This is a genomic window from Nocardia sp. NPDC058176, from assembly GCF_042883805.1.
Taxonomy (GTDB): domain Bacteria; phylum Actinomycetota; class Actinomycetes; order Mycobacteriales; family Mycobacteriaceae; genus Nocardia.
The window spans coordinates 375,424-396,086 of the sequence record NZ_JBHVVA010000005.1; the positions used below are offsets into that span (position 1 = coordinate 375,424).

Annotated in this window: 16 protein-coding genes; 5 read left to right on the top strand and 11 right to left on the bottom strand. The window is 68.7% G+C overall.

Annotated elements, in window-relative coordinates:
* The gene (locus tag ACFVVM_RS26115; protein ID WP_387623274.1) at positions 1-1,500 is read right to left on the bottom strand and encodes a CoA-acylating methylmalonate-semialdehyde dehydrogenase; all 1,500 of its coding nucleotides are present in this window, start codon (positions 1,498-1,500) and stop codon (positions 1-3) included.
* Between the two features lie 222 nt (positions 1,501-1,722).
* On the opposite strand from ACFVVM_RS26115, the gene ACFVVM_RS26120 reads away from it, so the two are divergent.
* Positions 1,723-2,433, top strand: coding sequence for a hypothetical protein (locus ACFVVM_RS26120; RefSeq protein ID WP_387623276.1), 711 nt, complete (start codon positions 1,723-1,725; stop codon positions 2,431-2,433).
* Positions 2,434-2,435: 2 nt separating this feature from the next.
* On the opposite strand, the gene ACFVVM_RS26125 is transcribed toward ACFVVM_RS26120, so the two are convergent.
* Positions 2,436-3,452, bottom strand: coding sequence for a crotonase/enoyl-CoA hydratase family protein (locus tag ACFVVM_RS26125; RefSeq protein ID WP_387623279.1), 1,017 nt, complete (start codon positions 3,450-3,452; stop codon positions 2,436-2,438).
* Between the two features lie 116 nt (positions 3,453-3,568).
* Between ACFVVM_RS26125 and ACFVVM_RS26130 the strand changes: the two genes are divergently transcribed.
* On the top strand, positions 3,569-4,216 hold the full coding sequence (locus tag ACFVVM_RS26130) for a TetR/AcrR family transcriptional regulator (RefSeq protein ID WP_387623281.1): 648 nt from the start codon (positions 3,569-3,571) through the stop codon (positions 4,214-4,216).
* A gap of 45 nt (positions 4,217-4,261) precedes the next feature.
* On the opposite strand, the gene ACFVVM_RS26135 is transcribed toward ACFVVM_RS26130, so the two are convergent.
* Positions 4,262-4,930 (bottom strand): DNA alkylation repair protein, encoded by a 669-nt coding sequence (locus ACFVVM_RS26135; protein WP_387623284.1) that lies wholly within the window; start codon positions 4,928-4,930, stop codon positions 4,262-4,264.
* Positions 4,931-4,974: 44 nt separating this feature from the next.
* Positions 4,975-5,640 (bottom strand): hypothetical protein, encoded by a 666-nt coding sequence (locus ACFVVM_RS26140; RefSeq protein WP_387623287.1) that lies wholly within the window; start codon positions 5,638-5,640, stop codon positions 4,975-4,977.
* A gap of 96 nt (positions 5,641-5,736) precedes the next feature.
* Here ACFVVM_RS26140 and ACFVVM_RS26145 point away from each other — a divergent pair, with 96 nt between their 5' ends.
* Positions 5,737-6,468 (top strand): hypothetical protein, encoded by a 732-nt coding sequence (locus ACFVVM_RS26145; RefSeq protein WP_387623290.1) that lies wholly within the window; start codon positions 5,737-5,739, stop codon positions 6,466-6,468.
* A gap of 6 nt (positions 6,469-6,474) precedes the next feature.
* On the opposite strand, the gene ACFVVM_RS26150 is transcribed toward ACFVVM_RS26145, so the two are convergent.
* The gene (locus ACFVVM_RS26150; RefSeq protein WP_387623499.1) at positions 6,475-7,221 is read right to left on the bottom strand and encodes an alpha/beta fold hydrolase; all 747 of its coding nucleotides are present in this window, start codon (positions 7,219-7,221) and stop codon (positions 6,475-6,477) included.
* Positions 7,222-7,529: 308 nt separating this feature from the next.
* On the opposite strand from ACFVVM_RS26150, the gene ACFVVM_RS26155 reads away from it, so the two are divergent.
* Together ACFVVM_RS26155 and ACFVVM_RS26160 are read left to right on the top strand one after the other, a co-directional pair.
* Positions 7,530-7,925 (top strand): RidA family protein, encoded by a 396-nt coding sequence (locus tag ACFVVM_RS26155; RefSeq protein WP_387623292.1) that lies wholly within the window; start codon positions 7,530-7,532, stop codon positions 7,923-7,925.
* Positions 7,926-8,060: 135 nt separating this feature from the next.
* Entirely contained in the window at positions 8,061-10,355 is a 2,295-nt protein-coding gene (locus tag ACFVVM_RS26160) for an esterase-like activity of phytase family protein (protein WP_387623294.1), read from the top strand.
* Between the two features lie 202 nt (positions 10,356-10,557).
* On the opposite strand, the gene ACFVVM_RS26165 is transcribed toward ACFVVM_RS26160, so the two are convergent.
* From ACFVVM_RS26165 to prpD, 6 genes are all read right to left on the bottom strand, one after another.
* Positions 10,558-12,201 carry an ABC-F family ATP-binding cassette domain-containing protein gene (locus ACFVVM_RS26165; protein ID WP_387623297.1) on the bottom strand — a complete coding sequence of 548 codons (1,644 nt, stop codon included), beginning with the start codon at positions 12,199-12,201 and terminating at the stop codon, positions 10,558-10,560.
* Between the two features lie 300 nt (positions 12,202-12,501).
* Positions 12,502-13,494 (bottom strand): methylenetetrahydrofolate reductase, encoded by a 993-nt coding sequence (locus ACFVVM_RS26170; protein ID WP_387623299.1) that lies wholly within the window; start codon positions 13,492-13,494, stop codon positions 12,502-12,504.
* Positions 13,491-16,883: a pyruvate carboxylase gene (locus tag ACFVVM_RS26175; RefSeq protein WP_387623302.1), complete on the bottom strand. Its 3,393-nt coding sequence runs from the start codon at positions 16,881-16,883 to the stop codon at positions 13,491-13,493. The genes ACFVVM_RS26170 and ACFVVM_RS26175 overlap by 4 nt, the downstream gene beginning before the upstream one ends.
* Positions 16,884-16,982: 99 nt before the next feature.
* Entirely contained in the window at positions 16,983-18,107 is a 1,125-nt protein-coding gene (locus ACFVVM_RS26180; protein ID WP_387623304.1) for a bifunctional 2-methylcitrate synthase/citrate synthase, read from the bottom strand.
* The gene (gene prpB, locus ACFVVM_RS26185; protein ID WP_387623307.1) at positions 18,107-19,021 is read right to left on the bottom strand and encodes a methylisocitrate lyase; all 915 of its coding nucleotides are present in this window, start codon (positions 19,019-19,021) and stop codon (positions 18,107-18,109) included. Before prpB ends, ACFVVM_RS26180 begins: the two co-directional genes overlap by 1 nt.
* Positions 19,021-20,523, bottom strand: a complete 1,503-nt coding sequence (gene prpD, locus ACFVVM_RS26190; protein WP_387623309.1) for a 2-methylcitrate dehydratase PrpD — start codon at positions 20,521-20,523, stop codon at positions 19,021-19,023. Before prpD ends, prpB begins: the two co-directional genes overlap by 1 nt.
* Between the last annotated feature and the right edge of the window lie 140 nt (positions 20,524-20,663).

Consider the following 20,663-nt stretch of genomic DNA (forward strand, 5'->3'; position numbering starts at 1 on the left):
TCAGTCCATCGTCGGGATGACGAACGCGTTGGTCTCCTTCAGCCCCGCGGGCCAACGCTGCGTCACCGTCTTGGTCTTGGTGTAGAAGCGGATCGAATCCGGGCCGTGCTGATTCAGATCGCCGAAGCCCGAACGCTTCCAGCCACCGAAGGTGTAGTACGCGATCGGGACCGGGATCGGCACATTGATGCCGACCATGCCCACCTGCACCCTGGCCGCGAAATCCCGCGCGGTGTCACCGTCACGGGTGAAGATCGCGACGCCGTTGCCGTACTCGTGCTCGTCGGCCAGCCGCAGCGCCTCTTCGTAATCGGCGGCGCGGACCACGGTCACGACCGGACCGAAGATCTCCTCCTTGTAGACGCGCATGTCGGCGGTCACCCGATCGAACAGGGTCGCGCCGACGAAATAGCCGTCCTCGGCACCGTCGACGGTCAGACCGCGACCGTCCACGACCAGCTCGGCCCCCTCATCGACGCCGACCTGGACATAATCGGTGACCCGGTCCACGCCGTCCCGCCCGACCAGCGGACCGAAGTCGGCGCCGGGGTCATCGGAACGGCCCACATTGAGCTTGTGGACGCGCTCGGTCAGCTTGGCGACCAGCCGATCGGCGGTCTCCTCCCCCACCGGCACCGCCACCGAGATCGCCATGCAGCGCTCGCCTGCCGACCCGTAACCCGCGCCGATGAGCTGATCGGCGACATCGTCGAGATCGGCATCGGGCATGACGATCGCGTGGTTCTTCGCACCACCGAAACACTGCGCCCGCTTGCCGTTGGCGGTCGCGGTCTCGTAGATGTACTGCGCGATCGGGGTCGACCCCACGAACCCGACGGCCTTGATCCGCGGATCGTGCAGGATCGCGTCGACCGCTTCCTTGCCACCGTTGACCACGTTGAACACCCCCGGCGGCAGACCCGCCTCGAGGAACAACTCGGCCAGCCGCAACGGCACCGACGGATCACGCTCGGACGGCTTGAGCACGAACGCGTTGCCGCAGGCCAGCGCCGGGCCCGCCTTCCACAGCGGGATCATCGCCGGGAAGTTGAACGGCGTGATCCCGGCGACCACACCGAGCGGCTGACGCATGGAGTACACGTCGATACCCGTGCCCGCGCTCTCGCTGTACTCACCCTTGAGCAGGTGCGGGATGCCGATCGCGAACTCGATCACCTCGAGCCCGCGCTGGATGTCGCCCTTGGCGTCGGCGATGGTCTTGCCGTGCTCCGACGACAGCAACGCGGCCAGGCTGTCCATCTCGTCGTTGACCAGGCTCAGGAACTTCATCAGCACCCGCGCCCGCTTCTGCGGATTGAACGCCGCCCACACCAGCTGCGCCTCGGCCGCGTTGGCGATCACCGCCTCGACCTCGGCGGTACTCGCCAGCGGCACCCGGGCCTGCACCTGGCCGATATTGGGATCGAAGACATCACCGAACGCGCCCGAGGCGCCCTTGACGTGCTGACCACCGATGAAGTGAGTGAGTTCGCGAACCATGCCAGTCCTACTCCGTTGCTGTCGGTACGCCGAGCGCACAGGTGACAGGGAGACCAATAGTTGGATGTCCTATCAATTGGACATCCCGGACCCCGGCTTTGTCAATGCCCGACCGGCGTCATAGCCATCGCGTCGGCGAGCGAGGCCGGTCACAAGCGGTAGCGCCCGTCACGCCGACCGCGATGAGCCGTGCGACGGACTGAACTCGGGAAGGACTTTCAGATGGCAGGACGACACAGGGCAGTGAGCAAGCGTCGCAAGGCATTGCAGGGACTTCCCGTCGCGGTGGCGCTGCCCGCGGCGATCGCCTTCGGCGTCGGCCCTGGTGCCGCGCAGGCCGCGCAGGTGCAGACCGTCACGCAGACGCCCGATGCGCCCGAGGCCGGTGCGCCCGAGGCCATCGCGCCCGACCACGCGGTCATTCCGCCGGAGCACGCGATCGCCGCGACGGCGGCACCGATCTCCGATGGATTCGTCGCCTCGGCTGAATACTTTGCGGCACAGCCGATCTCCAGCCCCTGGGAGTCCGGCGCCGCCACCTCGGTAGCCCAGCCCGTCGCCTACTCGGCATCCGTCGACCCCTCGGTAGCCCAGCCGGTCGCCTACTCGGCGTCCAGCGCGCCCCTGGCCGCCCAGCCGGTGGCCGCCGCGGCGCCCATCGCGAGCCCGGAGGAGAACGCCACCTACCTCGGCTCGACAGCGGGCCAGGTCATCGGCGGCATCACCGGCGTCGCCCTCGGCGTCGCGGGCGGAACGGCCCTTGCCACCCCGCTGGCCCTGCCCACCGGTGGGCTGAGCGTGCCGGTCGGCGCGGTCGCCGGTGGCGTCGTCGGCGGCGTGGTCGGGACCTACGCCGGGTATTACGCCGGCGCGTTCCTCGGGACGGTGGTCGCCCAGCAGGCGCCGCACCTGATTCCCAACGTGCTGCCCTGATCTCAGCGTTCGAACTGAGCGCGTTTGTGGTCCCCGTAGGGGTCGTCGCGCTCCCGCACCGCCTCGCGGAACCCGACCGTCGCCGCGCGCGTCTGGAACGCGTAGCCCTCGCGGGTGTGGCGCGAGACGCCGTCGAAGACGGTGCTGATCATGGCCGAGTTGGCGACGCCCTGGGTGTTGAGCGCGGAGTTGAGCGCCAGCTTGGTCATCATCAACTGGTTGACCGGCATCCGGGCGATCCGGGCCACCAGTTCCTCGGTGCGTTCGTCGAGTTCCTCGGCCGGGCAGGACTCGACCGCGAGACCCCATTCGGCCGCCTGCGCGCCGCTGATGCAGTCACCGGTGAACAGCAGTCGTTTGGCGCGCTGGTCACCCAGTCGATGCGCCCACAGGCCCGCGGCCGGGACGCCCCAGGTGCGGGTGGGCGGGTAGCCGATCTTGGTGTCGTCGGCGCAGATGATCTGGTCGGCGTGCAGGGCGATGTCGGTGCCGCCCGCGATGGCGAAGCCGTGCAGTTTGGCGACGGTCGGTTTGTTCGCGTGCAGGAGGCTGGCGAATCCCTTGGTGAACCGGCTCATCATCGCGTAGTCGATCATCGGATCCCAGGTGCTGTGCGGAATGTGGTTGACCGCGTTGACAACCGGATCGAGCACCGTCCCGGCGACCTCGTCCGGGCCGTCCGCACCGCCGAAGCTCTGCTCGGCGAACAGGTCGAGATCGTAGCCGCCGCAGAACCCCTTGCCCCGTCCGGCGACCAGGATGACGTGCACGCGTGGATCGAGATCGGCGCGTTCGACCGCGTGCGCGAGGTCGCGCGGGGTGTGCGGGGTGATCGCGTTGCCCCGGTCCGGCCGGTTGAAGGTGATCCGTGCGATCCGGCCGTCACGCTCGTAGGTCAGCGTGGAGTACTCGTGGTCGAAATCGGGGTCAGGGCGGTGCCGCCACGGCGAATCGGGCCCCTCGGACCAGTTCTCGTACCACGCCGCGGGGCGGTCACCGGGATTGCTGCTGTTCGACACGATGGGTCCCTTCGGATCGGCCGGGAATGGACCGAGCATGACGGACCGGACGATTGACAGTCAATAGTGACTGTGAAATTCTCGGCCGCACGGTCGACCCACCAGAGAGGCCGCAAGTGACGGCACGCGAAGCACAGCGGCAGGCCACCAGGGCCCGCATCCTCGACACGGCGATCGACCTGCTGATCCGCCGCGGCTACCCGGCGCTGACCACCGTCGCGGTCCAGGACGCGGCCGGTCTCAGCCGCGGTGCGCTGCTGCACCACTTCCCCACGGTCGCCGACCTGACGAAGGCACTGGTCGAAACCCTCGTCCACCGCAACGAACTGGCCGCCCGCGCCGCCGCCGACCGCCTCGGCCCCGACACCGACCCGCTCGACCGAGCCCTGGCGGCCCTCTACGAATCCATGACCCGCCCCTCCGCCCAGGCCGAACTCGAACTCTGGGCCGCCGCCCGCACCGACCCCGAACTGTCCACCGCCCTCGAACGCGCCGAACGCGCCGCGGGCCGCGACCTGTTCCGCGTCGTCGACGACCTGTTCGGCCCCGACATCGTCGCCCACCCCCGCTACCCCACCATCCGCAACCTCACCATCACCGTCCTCCGCGGCACCGTCGCCTCCCGCGTCCTGCGCACCTCCGAAACCTCGGTCAACACCACCCTGCGCGAATGGGCCGACATCATCCGCCTGCTCCTCGCCGATGACGCGACGGCCGGCAGTGAAGAAAGACCCGAATCAGCAGGGCGAACCGCGAATTCGTGAGCTCACCCGGCTCGGTCGCTACCGAACCCAGCATCGGCACAGGTGTCAGGCGCCCTTGCGACGCACCATCTCCGCGATCCAGGTCGGGGCGAACGGGGACGTGCAGTTCGGTGGGGTCGGGTAGTCCTCGAGGACTTTCAGGCGTTCGCCGATGTCGATGGCGCGGGTGCGGTGGTCGGGGTGCTCGATGCCGATCTGGGCCAGGCAGTGGTTCATGGCCCATTGCAGGCGGTCGGGGGCGTCTTTCATTTGCGCCTCGATGAGGTCGAGCAGTGCGGTGAGGTCGAGGCCGTCGGGTTTCTTGGCGACGCGGTCGGTGGTCAGGGCCCAGCCTGCGCTGGCGACGACGGGGTCGGGGTCGGCGAACCAGGCCAGGCGCAGCTGTTCGACGTGTGGGTTCTTCTTGACCACGTAGTTCACGAGCCAGTCGTGCACCTTGGGTGTGCGGGAGTCGCGCAGCATGGCGTCGAGCTCGGTGGCGTCGAAGGCCTTCGGGCGAGAGATCAGGATCGAGAGGAGGCGGGCGGCGGTGTCCTCGGTTGCCCACAGTTCGCGCGCGAGTTCGGGCTGGATCTTCAACCGCTTGGCGACCGCGCGCAGGGCGGTGAGATTCACGCCGTGATCGTCGCCGTGCTTCTCGTTCACGGCGCGGATCTTCGGATCGTCGAGCGCGGCCAGCTCGGCCCTCACCTCGGCCACCGTCGTCTCGTTCACCTCGGCCTCCTGCTCGTGGTCATCGAAATCCTACTGCTGGGGTCTCAGACGAGGGCGGCGCGACGGCGGGCGTAGTCGACGACCTGCTCGGCGTAGGTCGATTCGTCCAGCTCGGCCAGGGCGGCGCGCAGACCCGTGATCGCCTCGTCGAGCTGGGTGGTCGGCCCGTGGTCGGCGAGCAGGACGACGATCGCCTCCGCGGTGCCGACGGTGGGGTTCGGATCGTCGAGCAACTCGTGGAGGTAGCCGTCGGGTTCGAGGAGGCGCAGGGCGCGGCGGGCATAGGCGTGGACGCGACGGGGGAGGTCGGCGCGGATGGTGTCGATGTCGGATTGCCGGGCGGGGTTGCCCGCTCGGGTCTGGTCGACCCGGAGGGACCAGGGGTCGGTCAGGTCGGCGGGCAGGGTGCGTTCGTCGATCAGGCCGGGGCCGGTGGCCTGCTCGAGCGGGGTGGGTGGCAGGCCGAGTGCGGTGTTGCGCCAGGTGGTGAATTCCCACCAGGCGGTGGGGGTGGCGGCCAGGCCGAGGCCGAAGCGCAGGACCTGGTGGCCGTCGGTCCAGGTGCGCACGGTCCTGGTGCGCCGGACCGAGGCGACACCACCCGGCGCGAGGTGCACCCAGGTGGCCTCGCCGCCGTCGAATCCATAGGGCTGCAGGAGTTTTCCCGCATCGCGCGTCAGGCGGCGTAGCGCCGAGTCCGGTCCGACCATGTCGACAGACTAGAGACAGGTACCGACATGATCGCGCGACCTGCGACGTGTCAAAAGCACTCGACGGAAACCCGGCGCTCGGGCACGGTGGAAGCCATGCCGCTGAAGATCTCGGTACTCGCCGATCGCCCCGACCTGCTCGATGCCTTCCACGCGATGGCGAGCCCGTGGCCGGAGTTCATGCGCCACGACCCGATGGGCTCGCTCTACTACTCGATGACCGACGACTTCGCCGACTACATCCTGGTGTGCCAGGACGAAGCGGGCGAAGTCGTCGCCCAGGCCTACTCGATCCCGTTCCTGCTCGATGCCGACGAACTGCCCGACGACGGCTGGGACGGGGCGATCCGGCGCGGCGTCCGCACGCGGATCGCCGGTGACGTGCCCGACACGGTGTCCGCGATCGAGATCGTCATCGACCCGAGCAGGCAGGGCACCGGCCTGAGCGCCGAGATCGTCGCCGCACTGCGGGACAACGCGGCCCGGCACGGCTTCGACGAACTCGTCGCCCCGGTCCGCCCCAACGGCAAGACCGACATCGAGCAGCCGATGGGCGTCTACGCCGGGCTGACCAGGTCGGACGGCCTCCCGGTCGACCCGTGGCTGCGGGTGCACGTCCGGGCGGGCGGCGTGATCGACAAGGTCGCGCCGCGGTCGATGGTCGTTCCGGGAACCCTGGCCGAATGGCGGGACTGGACCGGCCTGCCCTTCGACACCACCGGCCCGGTCCTGGTCCCGAAGGCCCTGACTCCGGTCCGGTGCGTGGTCGAGCACGACTCAGCCGTCTACGTGGAACCCAATGTCTGGATTCGGCATTCGACGCGCTGAGGAGGGTCAGCTCGTGGCCGCCGCGGTGATGACGGCGGCGACGGCCTCGGGCCGGGAGACCAGGGACGCGTGCGAGGCGGGGATCTCGGTGGTGGTCGCGCCGCTGCGTTCGGCCATGAAGCGCTGGGACGCGGGCGGGATCACCAGGTCTTCGCCGGAAACCAGGTACCAGCTGGGGAGCCGGGTCCAGGCGGCGGGGCCGGAGGGTTCGATGTTCGCCGCGACGGCGATGGAGCGCTGGTGGGCGATCATGTCGGCGGCGGTGGCATCGCTGACGTCCGGGGCGAACACCTCGTGGAAGGACGCCGGGTCGACGTAGCCGTCGAGGCTCTTGCCGTCGATGCCCTGCGGGTCGTCGACGACGGCCAGTTGCAGGACCGGTGGCAGCAGGCGGCTGCCGGGGAAGCGGATCGGGTCGAGCAACAGCTGGGCGGGTTCGCCCTGCGCGGGGGCGAACGCGGCGATGTAGACCAGGGCGGTCACGTCGGGGTCGTCGACATTGCTGATCACGGCGCCGCCGTAGGAGTGCCCGACCAGCACGATCGGGCCGTCGATGTCGGCGATCGCGCGTTCGACGGCGGCCGCGTCGTTGGCGGGTCCGCGCAGTGGATTGTCCGGCACGACAACGCGATAGCCGTCCGCGCGCAGGTTCGCGGCGACGCCGTCCCAGCTGGTGGTGTCGGCGAAGGCGCCGTGCACCAGCACCACGGTGGGGGTCGGCGCGGCCGACGCGGGCGCCACCGCGCCGAGCATCCCGGCACCCAACCCGATGGCGACGACCACCGCCCTGATCGTTCGGATCCTGCTCATGTGAGTTCCTCTCCTACCGCGTGAAAGCGCACCCGGCCGAGTCGAACGGATGCGGTGATCCCAGGTTCAGATGGAGTACTGCACGACACCGCGGCGATGCCCGCGATCGCCTGCGCACCAGTATCGTCCCCGCCCTGGTCGGGGCACCTGTGGCCCCTCCGCCCGCCATGGCCGACGACACCTTTGTCACACTCGGCGCCCGTCCGCCGTCTCCTCGATGCGAACCATTCGCGAAACGACAGGAGATCGACATGACAGTGGACATCAGCAACCCGGCCGAGCTGCACGATCCGACCGGATTCGGGTACAGCCACGTCGCCAGGGTGTCCGGCGAACTCGTGCTGATCGCGGGTCAGTACGACTCGGACGCCGAGGGGCACACCACCACCGAGGATTTCGCGGGCCAGGTGGCCAGGGCCTTCGAGAATCTGGGCACGGCCTTGCGCTCGGCGGGACTCGGATACGCCGATGTGGCCCAGTTGCGCACGTTCATCGTCGACCACGACCTGGACAAGCTGACCGTCCTCGGCACCAAGATCGCCGAGATCTGGGGCGACAAGCCACCGGCCCAGACCCTGCTCGGCGTCGCCTCGCTCGCCCTGCCCGGAATGAAGTTCGAGGTGGATGCCGTGGCGGTACACGGCTGATCGGCCGACGCGGCACCGCGCGTGCGCCGCGGGTTCATTCGACGGCTACCTGGCCGCTACCCGGCTCGGCCAGGATCGCCGGGTTCCCCACCTGTGGGGCGGAGTTCGTTCGCTAGGAGTTGAGTTTTGGCCGGAATGGGTAAGTGGCGTCTGGGTGCGGCGGTCGCGACGGTGGCGGTGCTCGCCGTCGCCTGCGGGACCGATGAGTCCAAGAGTGGTCCGGCAGCAGCGGCGGGATGGGAACGTGACGCGGCGACCAGCTACCACCGGCTCGCCACCTACCCGGTCTTCGAGAACCGGCCCGCCGAGGCCGACGCGGCGGCCCCGACCTCCGCGGAGATCTCGGCGGTCACCGAGGACGGCAAGACCCTGATCTACACCGACGCGATGGGTCAGCGGATCGGCTTCCTCGACCTGAGCGATCCGAAGAACCCGCGGGGCGCCGGCTCGCTGTCGCTGGCCCAGCCGGGCCACGCCGACGATCAGCCGACCTCGGTGGCCGTCGTCGGCGAGCACGTCCTGGTGGTCGTCGACAGCAGCGGCGGCGATTTCGTCGCACCGTCCGGACGCGTCGACGTGGTGCGGATCAGCGATCGCACCACCGTGCACAGCATCGATCTCGGCGGCCAGCCGGACTCGATCGCGGTCAGCGCCGACGGCAAGTACGCGGCCATCGCGATGGAGAACCAGCGCGACGAGACCTTCACCCCGGCCGGCGGTGAAGAAGGCGACCTGCCGCAGCCGCCGACGGGTTTCGTGCAGCTGATCGACCTGTCGGGCGCGGTGCCGCAGTGGGCCGCGACCCCGGTCCGCCTCGACGAGGCCGCCGCCCGCTCGGCGGGACTGACCGCGCCCGAAGACCTCGAGCCCGAGTACGTCAGCTTCAACTCCCGTGGCGAGGTCGCCCTCACCCTGCAGGAGAACAACGGCATCGCGATCATCGACGCCGCGACCGCCACCGTGCGCACGATCTTCTCCGCGGGCACCACCTCCGTCGACGGCATCGACACCGAGAAGGACGGCCTGATCGATCCGACCGGTTCGATCGAGGATGTGCCGCGCGAGCCGGACGCGATCGGCTGGATCGGCGACGACTACGTGGTCACCGCGAACGAGGGCGACTGGCGCGGTGGCACCCGCGGCTGGACCATCTTCGACGCGAAGACCGGCACGGTCGTCTGGGACGCGGGCAACTCCTTCGAACAGCTCGCGTCGCGGGTCGGCCTGTTCAACGACGGGCGCGCCGACAAGAAGGGCACCGAGCCGGAGGGCCTCGCCGTCACCGAACTGGACGGCAAGCCGGTGGTGCTCGTCGGCTCCGAGCGCAGCAATTTCGTCGCGGTGTACGACGTGTCCGAGGTGACCGCGCCGAAGTTCCGCCAGGTGCTGGCGACCGGAGTGGGGCCGGAGGGCATTCTGCCGATCCCGTCGCGCAATCTGCTCGCGGTGTCCTCGGAGACCGACGACGCCGAAACCGGTGTGCGCGGCACGGTCTCGATGTTCGGTTTCGGCACCGAATTCGCCGAGTCCGCGACGCCGGAGTTCCCGTCGATCGTGTCCGCCGACGTCGATGGCGCGCCGATCGGCTGGGGTGCGCTCGGTGCGCTCAGCGCCGACCCGGCCGATGCCGATCGGCTGTTCACCGCCTCGGACATCGCCTACGGCCCGGCCCGCATTCTCGGCGTCGACGTCTCGGTCGTCCCCGCGGTGATCGACCGTCAGATCCCGGTCACCGAGAACGGCAAGCCGGTGACTCTCGACATCGAAGGTCTCACCGCCCGCGCCGACGGCGGCTTCTACCTCGCCGTCGAGGGCAAGGACGGCCCCGGCAACGAGCTGATCCGGGTCTCCGCCGACGGTGCGATCGAGGAGCGGATCGCACTGCCCGCCGAGATCGCCGCGGGCCTGGGCGCGCAGGGGCTGGAAGGCGTCGCGGTGCAGGGCTCCGGTGACACCGAAGTCGTGTGGGTGGCGCTGCAACGCGAGCTGAAGGGTGACCCGAAGGGCGTCACCCGCATCGGTAAGTACGAGCCCGCGTCGGGCGAGTGGCAGTGGTACGGCTACCAGCTCGAGACCACCGACGCCGCCGGTGACTGGATCGGTATCTCCGAGATCGTGGTCGACGGTGATTCGCTGCTGCTGATCGAACGCGACAAGCTCAGCGGTCCCGCCGCCGTGCTGAAGTCGGTCACCAGCGTGCGGATCCCGACGGACGCGGGCGTCACCGGCACCGCCGCGCCGAGCGTGCTCGCCAAGACCCAGGTCCGCGACCTGCTCCCCGAACTGCGCGCGACCAACGGCTGGGTGCAGGAGAAGGTCGAGGGCCTGACGGTCGCGGGCAATGGCCAGCTCTACGCCGTCACCGACAACGACGGTCTCGACGACGCCACGGGTGAGACGGTGTTCCTGCGCCTTGGCACCCTGAACTGATCCCGTAGGCGGCGGCGGTGCGGCACAACGAATTCCGCACCGCCGCTGCTCAACCGGAACAGTCCGGCCGACCGGGGAACCTGACGTGGGCGTCTTCGGTGACGGCGATCCGATCCACGGGGTGCCGACGCCGAGCGTGCACTGTCAGTGCGATCGGTCGAGTTCGCGACCGCCGTGGATGACAGTGCGCGCTCGGCGTGCGCTACGCGGTCGACCCGGTTCGTACCCCCAGTTCGAGCCGTGGCCAGTCCCGCAGGTCACGCCCCAGTTGCCGGTCGTGGGTGGCCACGATGACCGCCGCCGCGGTGGCGTGCAGGGCCTCGGTGAGCTCGTCGACCAGGGTGATGGAAAGGTGGTTGGTCGGCTCGTCGAGAAGCAGGGCGTGTGGGCGGGCGGCCAGGGCGCAGGCGAGGTCGAGGCGGCGTTGCTGGCCCATGGACAGGTCACCGATCGGCTTGTTCGCCTCGCGCGAGGACAGCAGGCCGAGTGTGGACAACCCGACGACGTCACCCTCGGCGAGCAGCCCGGCGGTGACCAGGTCGGCGAGGTGGGTGTCGTAGACCTCGCGGGCCCGGCGGCGCAGTGGCCAGCGGGATTCCTGCTGTAGCAGGTGGATTCGCGCCTTGCGGGCGCGATGCAACTGTCCGGTCGTCGGCTCGAGCGCGCCGGTCAGCACGCTCAGCAGAGTCGATTTGCCCGCACCGTTGGCCCCGCTGATCACCAGGCGATCGCCCGAGTCCAGCGACAACTCGACCGGTTCGGCCAATCGCCCTGTCACCGTGACGTTCTCGGCGCGCACCACCGTCACCCCGGCCCGTGCGGGCAGCTCCGGCATGGTGAACCGCTGCGGCGGTGTGGGTGCGGTGAGGCGGTGCCGTTCCAGTTCGTCCTGGCGGCGGTGCACGGCCCGCGCCACCGAGCCCGCCCGAGTCGCGCGGGAGTGCTTGCCGGTGCCCTTGTCCGGTCGCCAGCCGGTGACCAGGCGGTTCTGGGCCGCCGACAGGTCCTGGGCCAGGCGGGTGCGTTCGCTCTGCTGCTGGTCGTATTCCTCGGCCCAGCGCGCGTGTTCGGCGGCGCGGCCGTCGCCGTATCCGGCGTAGCCGCCGCCGTAGACGCGGGGTCGGCCGTCCCGGGTGGGATCGAGGTCGAGGAACGACTGTGCGACATCGGTGAGCAGGGCGCGGTCGTGACTCACCACCACGACACCGCCCGCGAAGGCGCGCAGCCGGGCGGTGAGGAAGTCCAGTGCGGCCCGGTCGAGGTGGTTGGTCGGCTCGTCGAGCAGTAGGAAATCGTCCCCGGCGGCCAGCAGCACCGCCAACCGCACCCGGTAGCGCTGCCCCACCGAGAGGGTGGACAGCGGCCGGTCGCGGTCGGTGACGGCGCCGAGTCCGTCGAGGGCGATGTCGACGCGACGATCGGCGTCCCAGGCGTCGAGCAGTTGGGCCAGGTCGAGCGCTTCGCTGTAGTCCTCGTCAGCGCCCGGACTGCCGTCGGCGAGCGCCGCGGTGGCCTCGTCGAGCCGGCACATGGCGGCGCGGGCGGCGGCCAGGTGCTCGTCGATGACCGCGCCGACGGTGCGGTCGTCGTGGTCGGGCATTTCCTGGGTGGCCAGCGCCAGCGTGCCGACGCGCCCGACCGTGCCGTCGTCGGGGGTGAGCAGTCCGGCGAGCACGTGCAGCAGCGTGGACTTGCCGCGCCCGTTCTCGCCGACGATCGCCCACCGCGATCCGGGCGAGACCGTCAGGTCGACGCCGTCGAGCACGGTGCGTTCGCCGCGCTGGACGCGGATGTTGGAACAGGTCAGTTGTGCCCGCGCACGGGCAGGCCGAATTCGGTTGGTCATGTCTTCCTCCGGGCACGCCACACCCACAACCGGGTAGGGGAATGCGCCCTGGTCGATGAACGCGCGCCGAGCGCGCGACGGAACATCGAAGGGGGCCGTCAACCATCCGCCGACGCGGATGCGGGCCCGGAATCTCAGAGGAAGAACAGCATTTGCATGCCCCCACGCTAACAACGACGCAACGCGCCGTCGAGCGAATTACCCGTCCGCGCGGGTTGGACGGTTGATCACCACGCTCTCAGGTGAGTATCGGCCGAGAACGCACGTCACCGGCGCCTGGTGATCAGTGGTCCAGGTGAGTCAGGCGACGGCGGGGGTGGCGGCGTGGGTGGCGTAGCCGAGGTTGCTGAGGACTTCGCTGGTGGCCTTGGCGAAGTTGAGGGTGATGAAGTGCAGGCAGGGGGCGCCCTCGTCGATGAGGCGCTGAGCGATCTCGGTGGCGATCTCGATGCCGACGGCGCGGACGGCGGCGCGGTCTTCCTCGGGGCCGGTGCCCGCGGCCTTCTCCAGCCGGGTCATCACCGATCTCGGCAGGGCGCGGCCGCAGAGTTCCTCGGCGCGCTGGACGGTGCGCAGGGAGGTGATGGGCATGAGTTCGGGGATGATCGGCTTGGCGCCCTCGACCGGGTCCATGGCGATGACGCGGTCGCGCAGGCGCAGGTAGTGCTCCACCTCGAAGAACATCTGGGTGATCGAATACTCCGCGCCCGCACGCAGTTTCGCGGCGAGGTGGCGGGTGTCGTGGTCGAGGTCGGGTGAGCGGTGGTGCCCCTGGGGGAACGAGGCCACGCCTACGTGGAAATCGCCGAGGTCGCGCACGATCCGGACCAGCTCGTCGGCATATTCGACACCGCTCGGGTGCTTGCGCCACTCACCGAGCGGGTCGCCCGGCGGGTCACCGCGCAGGACGAGCAGGTTACGGATGCCCGAGTCGGCGTAGGAGCCGACCAGAGAACGCAGTTCGGCGAGGCTGTGGCCGACGGCGGTGAGGTGGGCGACCGGGAGCAGGGTGGTCTCGGTCGCCAACTCGCCGGTGATGCGGACGGTGCGGTCCTTGGTGGAGCCGCCGGCGCCGTAGGTCATGGAGACGAAGGCGGGGTGCATGCGTTCGAACTCGCGCACCGTGCGCCACAGTCTGGCCTCGCCCTTGGCATCGCGGGGCGGGTTGCATTCGACCGAGAAGGGCACGTCGCGGCCCGGGTGGGCGCGCAGGCTCTGCGCGACCGAGGGGGTGCGGGAGATGAATGATGTCGGTCGCGGGCCGGTCGTTTCGGGTCGTTCATCACCGGTCATCGGCTCTCCCCCAGTTCCACTAGTAGGTCGCCGCCCTCGACCTGCTGCACCTTCGCCGTGGCGACCCGTACGACGATACCGGCGCGCGGCGCGGTGATGGCCGCTTCCATCTTCATCGCCTCGATCGTGCCCACCGTGTCACCCACTGCGACCGAATCTCCTTCGGCGACAGCGAGAGTCACCACTCCGGCGAACGGTGCGGCGATATGACCCGCATTGTTCTTGTCGGCCTTCTCCGCGACCGGAACCTCCGAAGCGATCGAACGATCACGCACCGCGATCGGCCGCAACTGACCGTTCATGATGCACATGACCGTGCGCATACCCTTCTCATCCGGCTCGGAAATCGCTTCCAGACCGATGAGCAGGGTGACGCCCTTCTCCAACTGAACGCGGTGTTCTTCGCCGCGACGCAAACCGTAGAAGAACTGATTCTCCGACAGACCCGTCGTGTCGCCGTACTTCTCCCGATGAGTACGGAACTCCGCAGTCGGGCCCGGGAACAGCAGACGATTCAACGTGTCACGACGCTCCTCAGAGGAACCGTCCAGACCGGCCTGATCCGCCGGAGACAGCGGGGTATCGGGCTTGGGCTCGTTCCGCCCCGCCAGTGCCTTGCTACGGAACGGTTCCGGCCAACCACCGGCCGGAGTCCCGAGTTCACCACGCAGGAAACCGATCACCGAATCGGGAATGTCATAACGGCCCGGGTCGGCGGCGAAGTCCTCGATATCGACCCCACTGCCCACCAAGGCCAAAGCCAAGTCACCGACAACCTTCGACGAAGGCGTCACCTTGATGAGACGGCCCAGAAGCCGATCGGCAGCAGCGTATTTCGCCTCGACATCCTCGAACCGATCCCCCAACCCGAGGGCAATGGCCTGCTGCCGAAGATTCGACAACTGACCACCCGGAATCTCATGGGTGTACACCCGACCGGTCGGCGCGGGCAGACCGGATTCGAACGGCGCGTAGACCTTTCGCAAAGCCTCCCAATACGGCTCCAGATCGCACACGTTCTGCAAATTCAGACCTGTGTCCTGCTCACTGTGCGCGGCAGCGGCGACAATGGCCGACAGCGCAGGCTGACTCGTCGTCCCCGCCATCGCGGCACTCGCCCCATCGACAGCATCCGCGCCCGCCTGCCACGCGGCCAGATACGTCGCCAGCTGTCCACCGGGAGTGTCATGGGTGTGCACGTGAACCGGCAGATCGAAGTTACTCCGCAGCGCGGTAACCAGTTTCGCCGCAGCCGGCGCACGCAGCAGACCCGCCATGTCCTTGATCGCGAGTACATGCGCACCCGCGTCGACGATCTGCTCCGCCAACTTCAAGTAGTAATCCAGCGTGTACAGCGACTCGTTCGGATCGAGCAGATCCCCGGTATAACTCAGCGCCACCTCGGCGACAGCCGTGCCGGTCTCCCGCACCGCCTCGATCGCCGGCCGCATCTGCTCGACATTGTTGAGCGCATCGAAGATCCGGAAGATATCGATACCGGTCGCGGTCGCCTCGGAAACGAAAGCGCGCGTGACCTGTTCCGGATACGGCGTGTAGCCGACCGTATTGCGCCCCCGCAGCAGCATCTGCAAGCAGATGTTCGGCACCGCTTCACGCAGCGCGGCCAACCGCTCCCACGGATCCTCGTGCAGGAACCGCAGCGCCACATCGTAAGTCGCGCCGCCCCATGCCTCGATCGACAACAACTCCGGCGTCAACCGGGCCACATGCCCCGCCACACCGAGCAGACCATTGGTCCGCACCCGCGTCGCCAACAGCGACTGGTGCGCGTCACGGAAGGTCGTGTCGGTGACCGCTAGCGCCTTCTGCTCCCGCAGCGCACGCGCGAAACCCTCCGGTCCGAGCGCCAGCAGCCGCTGCCGCGACCCGGGCACCGGCGGCACCGTCAGGTCGAGCGCGGGCAGCTTGTCCTGCGGGTACACCGTCGTCGGCCGGTCGCCATGCGGCTTGTTGACCGTCACATCCGCCAGATACTCGAGAATCTTCGACGCGCGATCGGCCGAGACCCGCTGCGTCACCAGGCCCGGCCGCTCATCGATGAACGACGTGTCGACCCGACCGGCCCGAAAATCGGGATCATCAAGGACCGCCTGCAGGAACGGGATGTTCGTCGCCAGTCCGCGAATACGGAATTCCGTGACGGCCCGCTGGGCGCGTGCCACCGCCGCCGGGAAATCCTTGCCCCGGCTGGTGAGTTTGACCAGCAGCGAATCGAAATGCGCCCCGATCTCCGCGCCGACGGTCGCCCCGCCGTCGAGCCGGATGCCCGCACCACCCGGCGTCCGATACGCGGTGATCCGGCCGGTATCGGGCCGGAATCCATTGGCGGGGTCCTCGGTGGTGATCCGGCACTGCAGGGCCGCACCGCGAATCGTCACCGTCTCCTGACTCAATCCCAGATCTGCCAGGGACTCCCCCGCCGCGATCCGCAACTGTGACTGCACCAGGTCCACATCGGTGATCTCCTCGGTCACCGTGTGTTCCACCTGAATGCGCGGATTCATCTCGATGAAGACATGATTGCCACGCTCGTCGAGCAGGAACTCCACGGTGCCCGCGTTGATGTAACCGATCTGACGAGCGAAAGCCACCGCATCCGCGCAGATCCGTTCCCGCAGTGCGGGATCCAGATTCGGCGCGGGCGCCAGCTCGATCACCTTCTGATGGCGGCGCTGCAGCGAGCAGTCCCGCTCGAACAGATGCATGACATTGCCGTATTGATCGGCCAGGATCTGCACCTCGATATGACGCGGATTCACCACCGCCTGCTCGAGAAACACGGTGGGATCACCGAAGGCCGACTCCGCCTCCCGCGAGGCCGCCTCGATCGACTCACGCAACAGTTCGGGCGTAGCGACCCGGCGCATACCGCGCCCACCACCACCGGCGACGGCCTTGACGAAGATCGGGTACTCGAGCTCGGCCGAGGCCGCGAGCAGTTCCTCGATATCGGCCGAGGGTTCACTGGACTTCAACACCGGCAGCCCGGCAGCGCGCGCCGCCTCGATCGCGGTCGCCTTGTTACCCGCCATCTCGAGCACCTCGGCGGTGGGCCCGACGAAGGTGATGCCCTCGCGAGCACAGGCCGCCGCGAGATCCGGATTCTCCGACAGGAACCCGTATCCCGGATAGATCGCGTCCGCCCCCGCGGATTTCGCCGCCTCGACGATCGCCTCGATGGACAGATACGCGCGGACCGGATGACCCTCCACCCCGATCTGATAGGACTGATCGGCCTTGTGCCGGTGCGGGGAATTGCGGTCCTCGTACGGGAACACCGCCGCCGTACTCGCGCCGAGTTCGTACGCGGCGCGGAAGGCACGGATGGCGATCTCGCCACGATTGGCTACCAGGATTCGGGAGAACATATCGACCTTGTCGAGTCGGGGCGTCAGCGAGGGTGCGCCGGGAACGAAGCGGCGGCCCGCACGGTTGGTGCGGACCGCCGATGACTGGAGAGCTGCGAGCTAGGCCACGACCGCGCGCTGCGGCACCCCGACGTATTCGCTCAGGGGACGGATCAGCGCATTGGATTCACCCTGTTCGATGATGTGCGCGGTCCAGCCGGTGATCCGGCTCATCACGAAGATCGGGGTGAACACCTCGATGTCGAAGCCGAGCAGGTAGTAGGCCGGGCCGGTCGGGAAATCGAGGTTGGGTTTGATGCCGGTGGCCTCGTCCATGGTGCGTTCGAGGATCTCGTACATCCGCACCCACTTGTCACCGTCGGTGGCGGCGGCGATGTCGAGGAACGCCTGCTTCATCGTCGGCACCCGGGAGTCACCGTTCTTGTAGACCCGGTGGCCGAAGCCCATCACCTTTTCCTTGTGCGCCAGCTTGTTCCGCAACCACTGCTCGGCCAGGGCGGGATCGCCGATCTCGAGCATGTCGTGCATGACGGCCTCGTTGGCGCCGCCGTGCAGCGGGCCCTTCAACGCGCCGATGGCGGCGGTGACCGCGCTGTAGATGTCGGACAGCGTCGAGGTGACGACCCTGGCCGCGAAAGTCGAGGCGTTGAAGCTGTGCTCGGCGTAGAGGATCAGCGAGACCTCGAACGCCTTCACCAGTTCCCGCGAGGGAATGGTGCCGAAGCACATGTTCAGGAAGTTCTCCGCGTACCCGAGGTGCGAATGCGGCGCGATCGGGTCCAGACCCTGACGACGACGGTGGTCGGCGGCCACGATCGTCGGCAACACGGCCAGCATCCGAAGGGACTTGGCGCGGTTGGCCTTCGCCGAGTTGTCGTCCTCGGCCGGGTCCTCGGCACCGAGGTAGCTGATCGCGGTGCGGACGATGTCCATCGGGTGGCAGTTGTCCGGCATCTTGGCCACCAGCGACAGCAGCGAGCGATCCGCCCGGCGGGAGGCCCGCTCCTGCTGGCAGAACCGTTCCAGCTCACGGTGATCGGGCAGCTCGCCGTTCCAGAGCAGGTAGGCCACCTGCTCGAAGCTGCAGTGCGCCGCCAGATCCTGCACGGCGTAGCCGCGATAGGTCAGCGAGTTGGTCTCCGGAACCACCTTGGAGATCGCGGTGGTGTCGACGACGACCCCGGCGAGGCCCTTGTAGATGGTCGGTACGGCGATGTCCGTCATCACTGATCCCTTCCCAGCGCGAAATTGAAGATGTCGGAATCGAATTCGTTGTAGCGCTCGTACTGCAGCAACTCGTAGAGACGGCTGCGATGCTGCATCCGGTCGAGCAGACCGGCCTGGGTGCCCTGCTCGAAGATCTCGCGCAGCCCGGCTTCGGCGGCGAACATCGCCAGCCGCAGGGTGGAGACCGGGTAGATCACCGCGTTGTAGCCGATGGATTCCAGGGTCTCGGCCGGAATCAGTTCGGACTTGCCGAATTCGGTCATGTTCGCCAGCAGCGGGGTCGAGACCGCGGCCCGGAACTTCTCGAATTCGGCTGCCTCGGAGAGCGCTTCGGTGAAGATCAGGTCCGCACCCGCCTCGGCGTAGGCCTGCGCCCGTTCGATCGCCGCGTCGATGCCCTCGATCCCGGCGGCGTCGGTGCGCGCGCAGATGACGAAGTTCGGATCGCGCCGCGCCGCCACCGCCGCCCGCAGCCTGCGCACCATCTCCCCGGTGGGGACGACGGCCTTGCCGTCGAGGTGGCCGCAGCGCTTCGGATTCACCTGGTCCTCGAAGTGCGCGCCGGCGATCCCGGCGTCCTCGAGGAAGGTGACCGTGCGGGCCGCGCTCATCGGCTCACCGAAACCGGTGTCGGCGTCGATGAGCACCGGCAGGTCGGTGACCCGCGCGATCTGCTGACCGCGCCCGGTGACCTCGCTCAACGTGGTGAGACCGATGTCGGGCAGGGCCAGATCGGCCGAGACCACCGCGCCCGAGACATACACGCCCTCGAAGCCGATCTCCTGGATCAGCTTGGCCACCAGCGGGTTGAACGCGCCGGGGAACCGCTGGATGCGGTCGGACGCGAGTCCGGCCCGGAACGCGGCACGCTTGTCGGCGGCCGAGGTCGCCGAAGCCAGCAGGCCGGTCATCAGAACAGGCCCTTGGGCAGCTGCGGGGTGCGGGCGAGCACCTCGTCGGAGACGGTGAAATTCAGCTGACCCAGCTCCTCAGCGGACAGCTCGGGGGTGCGCTGGGCGACCTCGAGGAAGCGGTCCTGCTCGGCCGGTTCGATGACGCCATCGGCCAGGGTGCGGAACTTGGCGATGTACTGCTCGCGGGCGAACGGGCGCGCGCCGAGCGGGTGCGCGTCGGCCACGGCCAGCTCGTCGACGATCACCTCGCCGCTCTTGAGCGTGACCTCGGCGCGGGCGCCGAAGGCCTTCTCGTTCGGGTCGGTCGAGTGGTAGCGGCGGGTCCACTCCGGGTCCTCGGCGGTGGAGATCTTGTTCCACAGCTCGATGGTGTCCGGGCGCTGGGCGCGCTCGGGGGCGTAGGAGCGCTCGTGGTGCCAGGTGCCGTCCTGCAGGGCGACCGCGAAGATGTACATGATCGAGTGATCGAGGGTCTCGCGAGAAGCCTTGGGGTCGAACTTCTGCGGGTCGTTCGAGCCGGTGCCGATCACGTAGTGCGTGTGGTGGCTGGTGTGCAGCACGACGGTCGCGATCTGGTCCAGATCGCCGATCCGCTCGCGCAGGCGGAACGCCAGGTCGATCGGGGCCTGGCTCTGGTACTCGGCCGAGTGCTCCTTGGTGTAGGTGTCGAGGATGCCGCGCTTGGCCTCGCCGGGGCCGGGCAGCGGCACCGAGTACTCCACCTTCGGACCGCCGAGCAGCCAGGCGATGACACCGTCCTCGCCCTCCCAGATCGGCGACGGCGCGCCCTCACCACGCAGCGCGCGGTCGACCGCTTCCACCGCCATCTTCCCGGCGAAGGCGGGGGCGTAGGCCTTCCAGCTCGAGATCTCGCCCTTGCGGGACTGGCGGGTGGCCGTCGTGGTGTGCAGGGCCTGGCCGATGGCCTGGTAGATGGTCTCGGTGTCGAGGCCGAGCAGGGTGCCGATGCCTGCCGCGGCCGAGGGGCCGAGGTGGGCGACGTGGTCGATCTTGTGCTCGTGCAGGCAGATCGCGCGGACCAGGTCGACCTGGATCTCGTAGCCGGCGGCCAGACCGCGGATCAGATCGCGACCGTCGCGACCGGTGTGCTGGGCGACCGCGAGGATCGACGGGATGTTGTCGCCCGGGTGCGAGTACTCGGCGGCCAGGAAGGTGTCGTGGAAGTCGAGCTCACGCACGGCGACACCGTTGGCCAGGGCCGCCCACTCCGGCGAGAACCGGCCGGGCACGCCGAACACGGCGGCGCCGGGGCCGTACGGGTGGGCCTGGGCCTGGGCGCGGGCGTTGGCCACCGGGCGGCGGGTGATCGAGGCCGCCGCCACCGACGCGTTGTCGATGATCCGGTTGACGATCATCTCCTCGGTCTCCGCGGCCACCGCGACCGGATCGGCGGCAACCTCGGCGATCCGCCACGCGAGATGTTCTTCCCGGGGGAAATCCTCGGCGGAGCGGTGCGTGCGGACAAGGTGGTTCTTCACGGTCGAGGCCTCCCAGAGCGGTTGTTGATGCGCTTGTATTCGCACGTTACACACGCCCTGATCACCGCGAAATACACCGCAAATGCCAAATGTTGTGGACGGAATTCAGCAAATTTGTGGAAGTTGTGAAAAGCGATGCT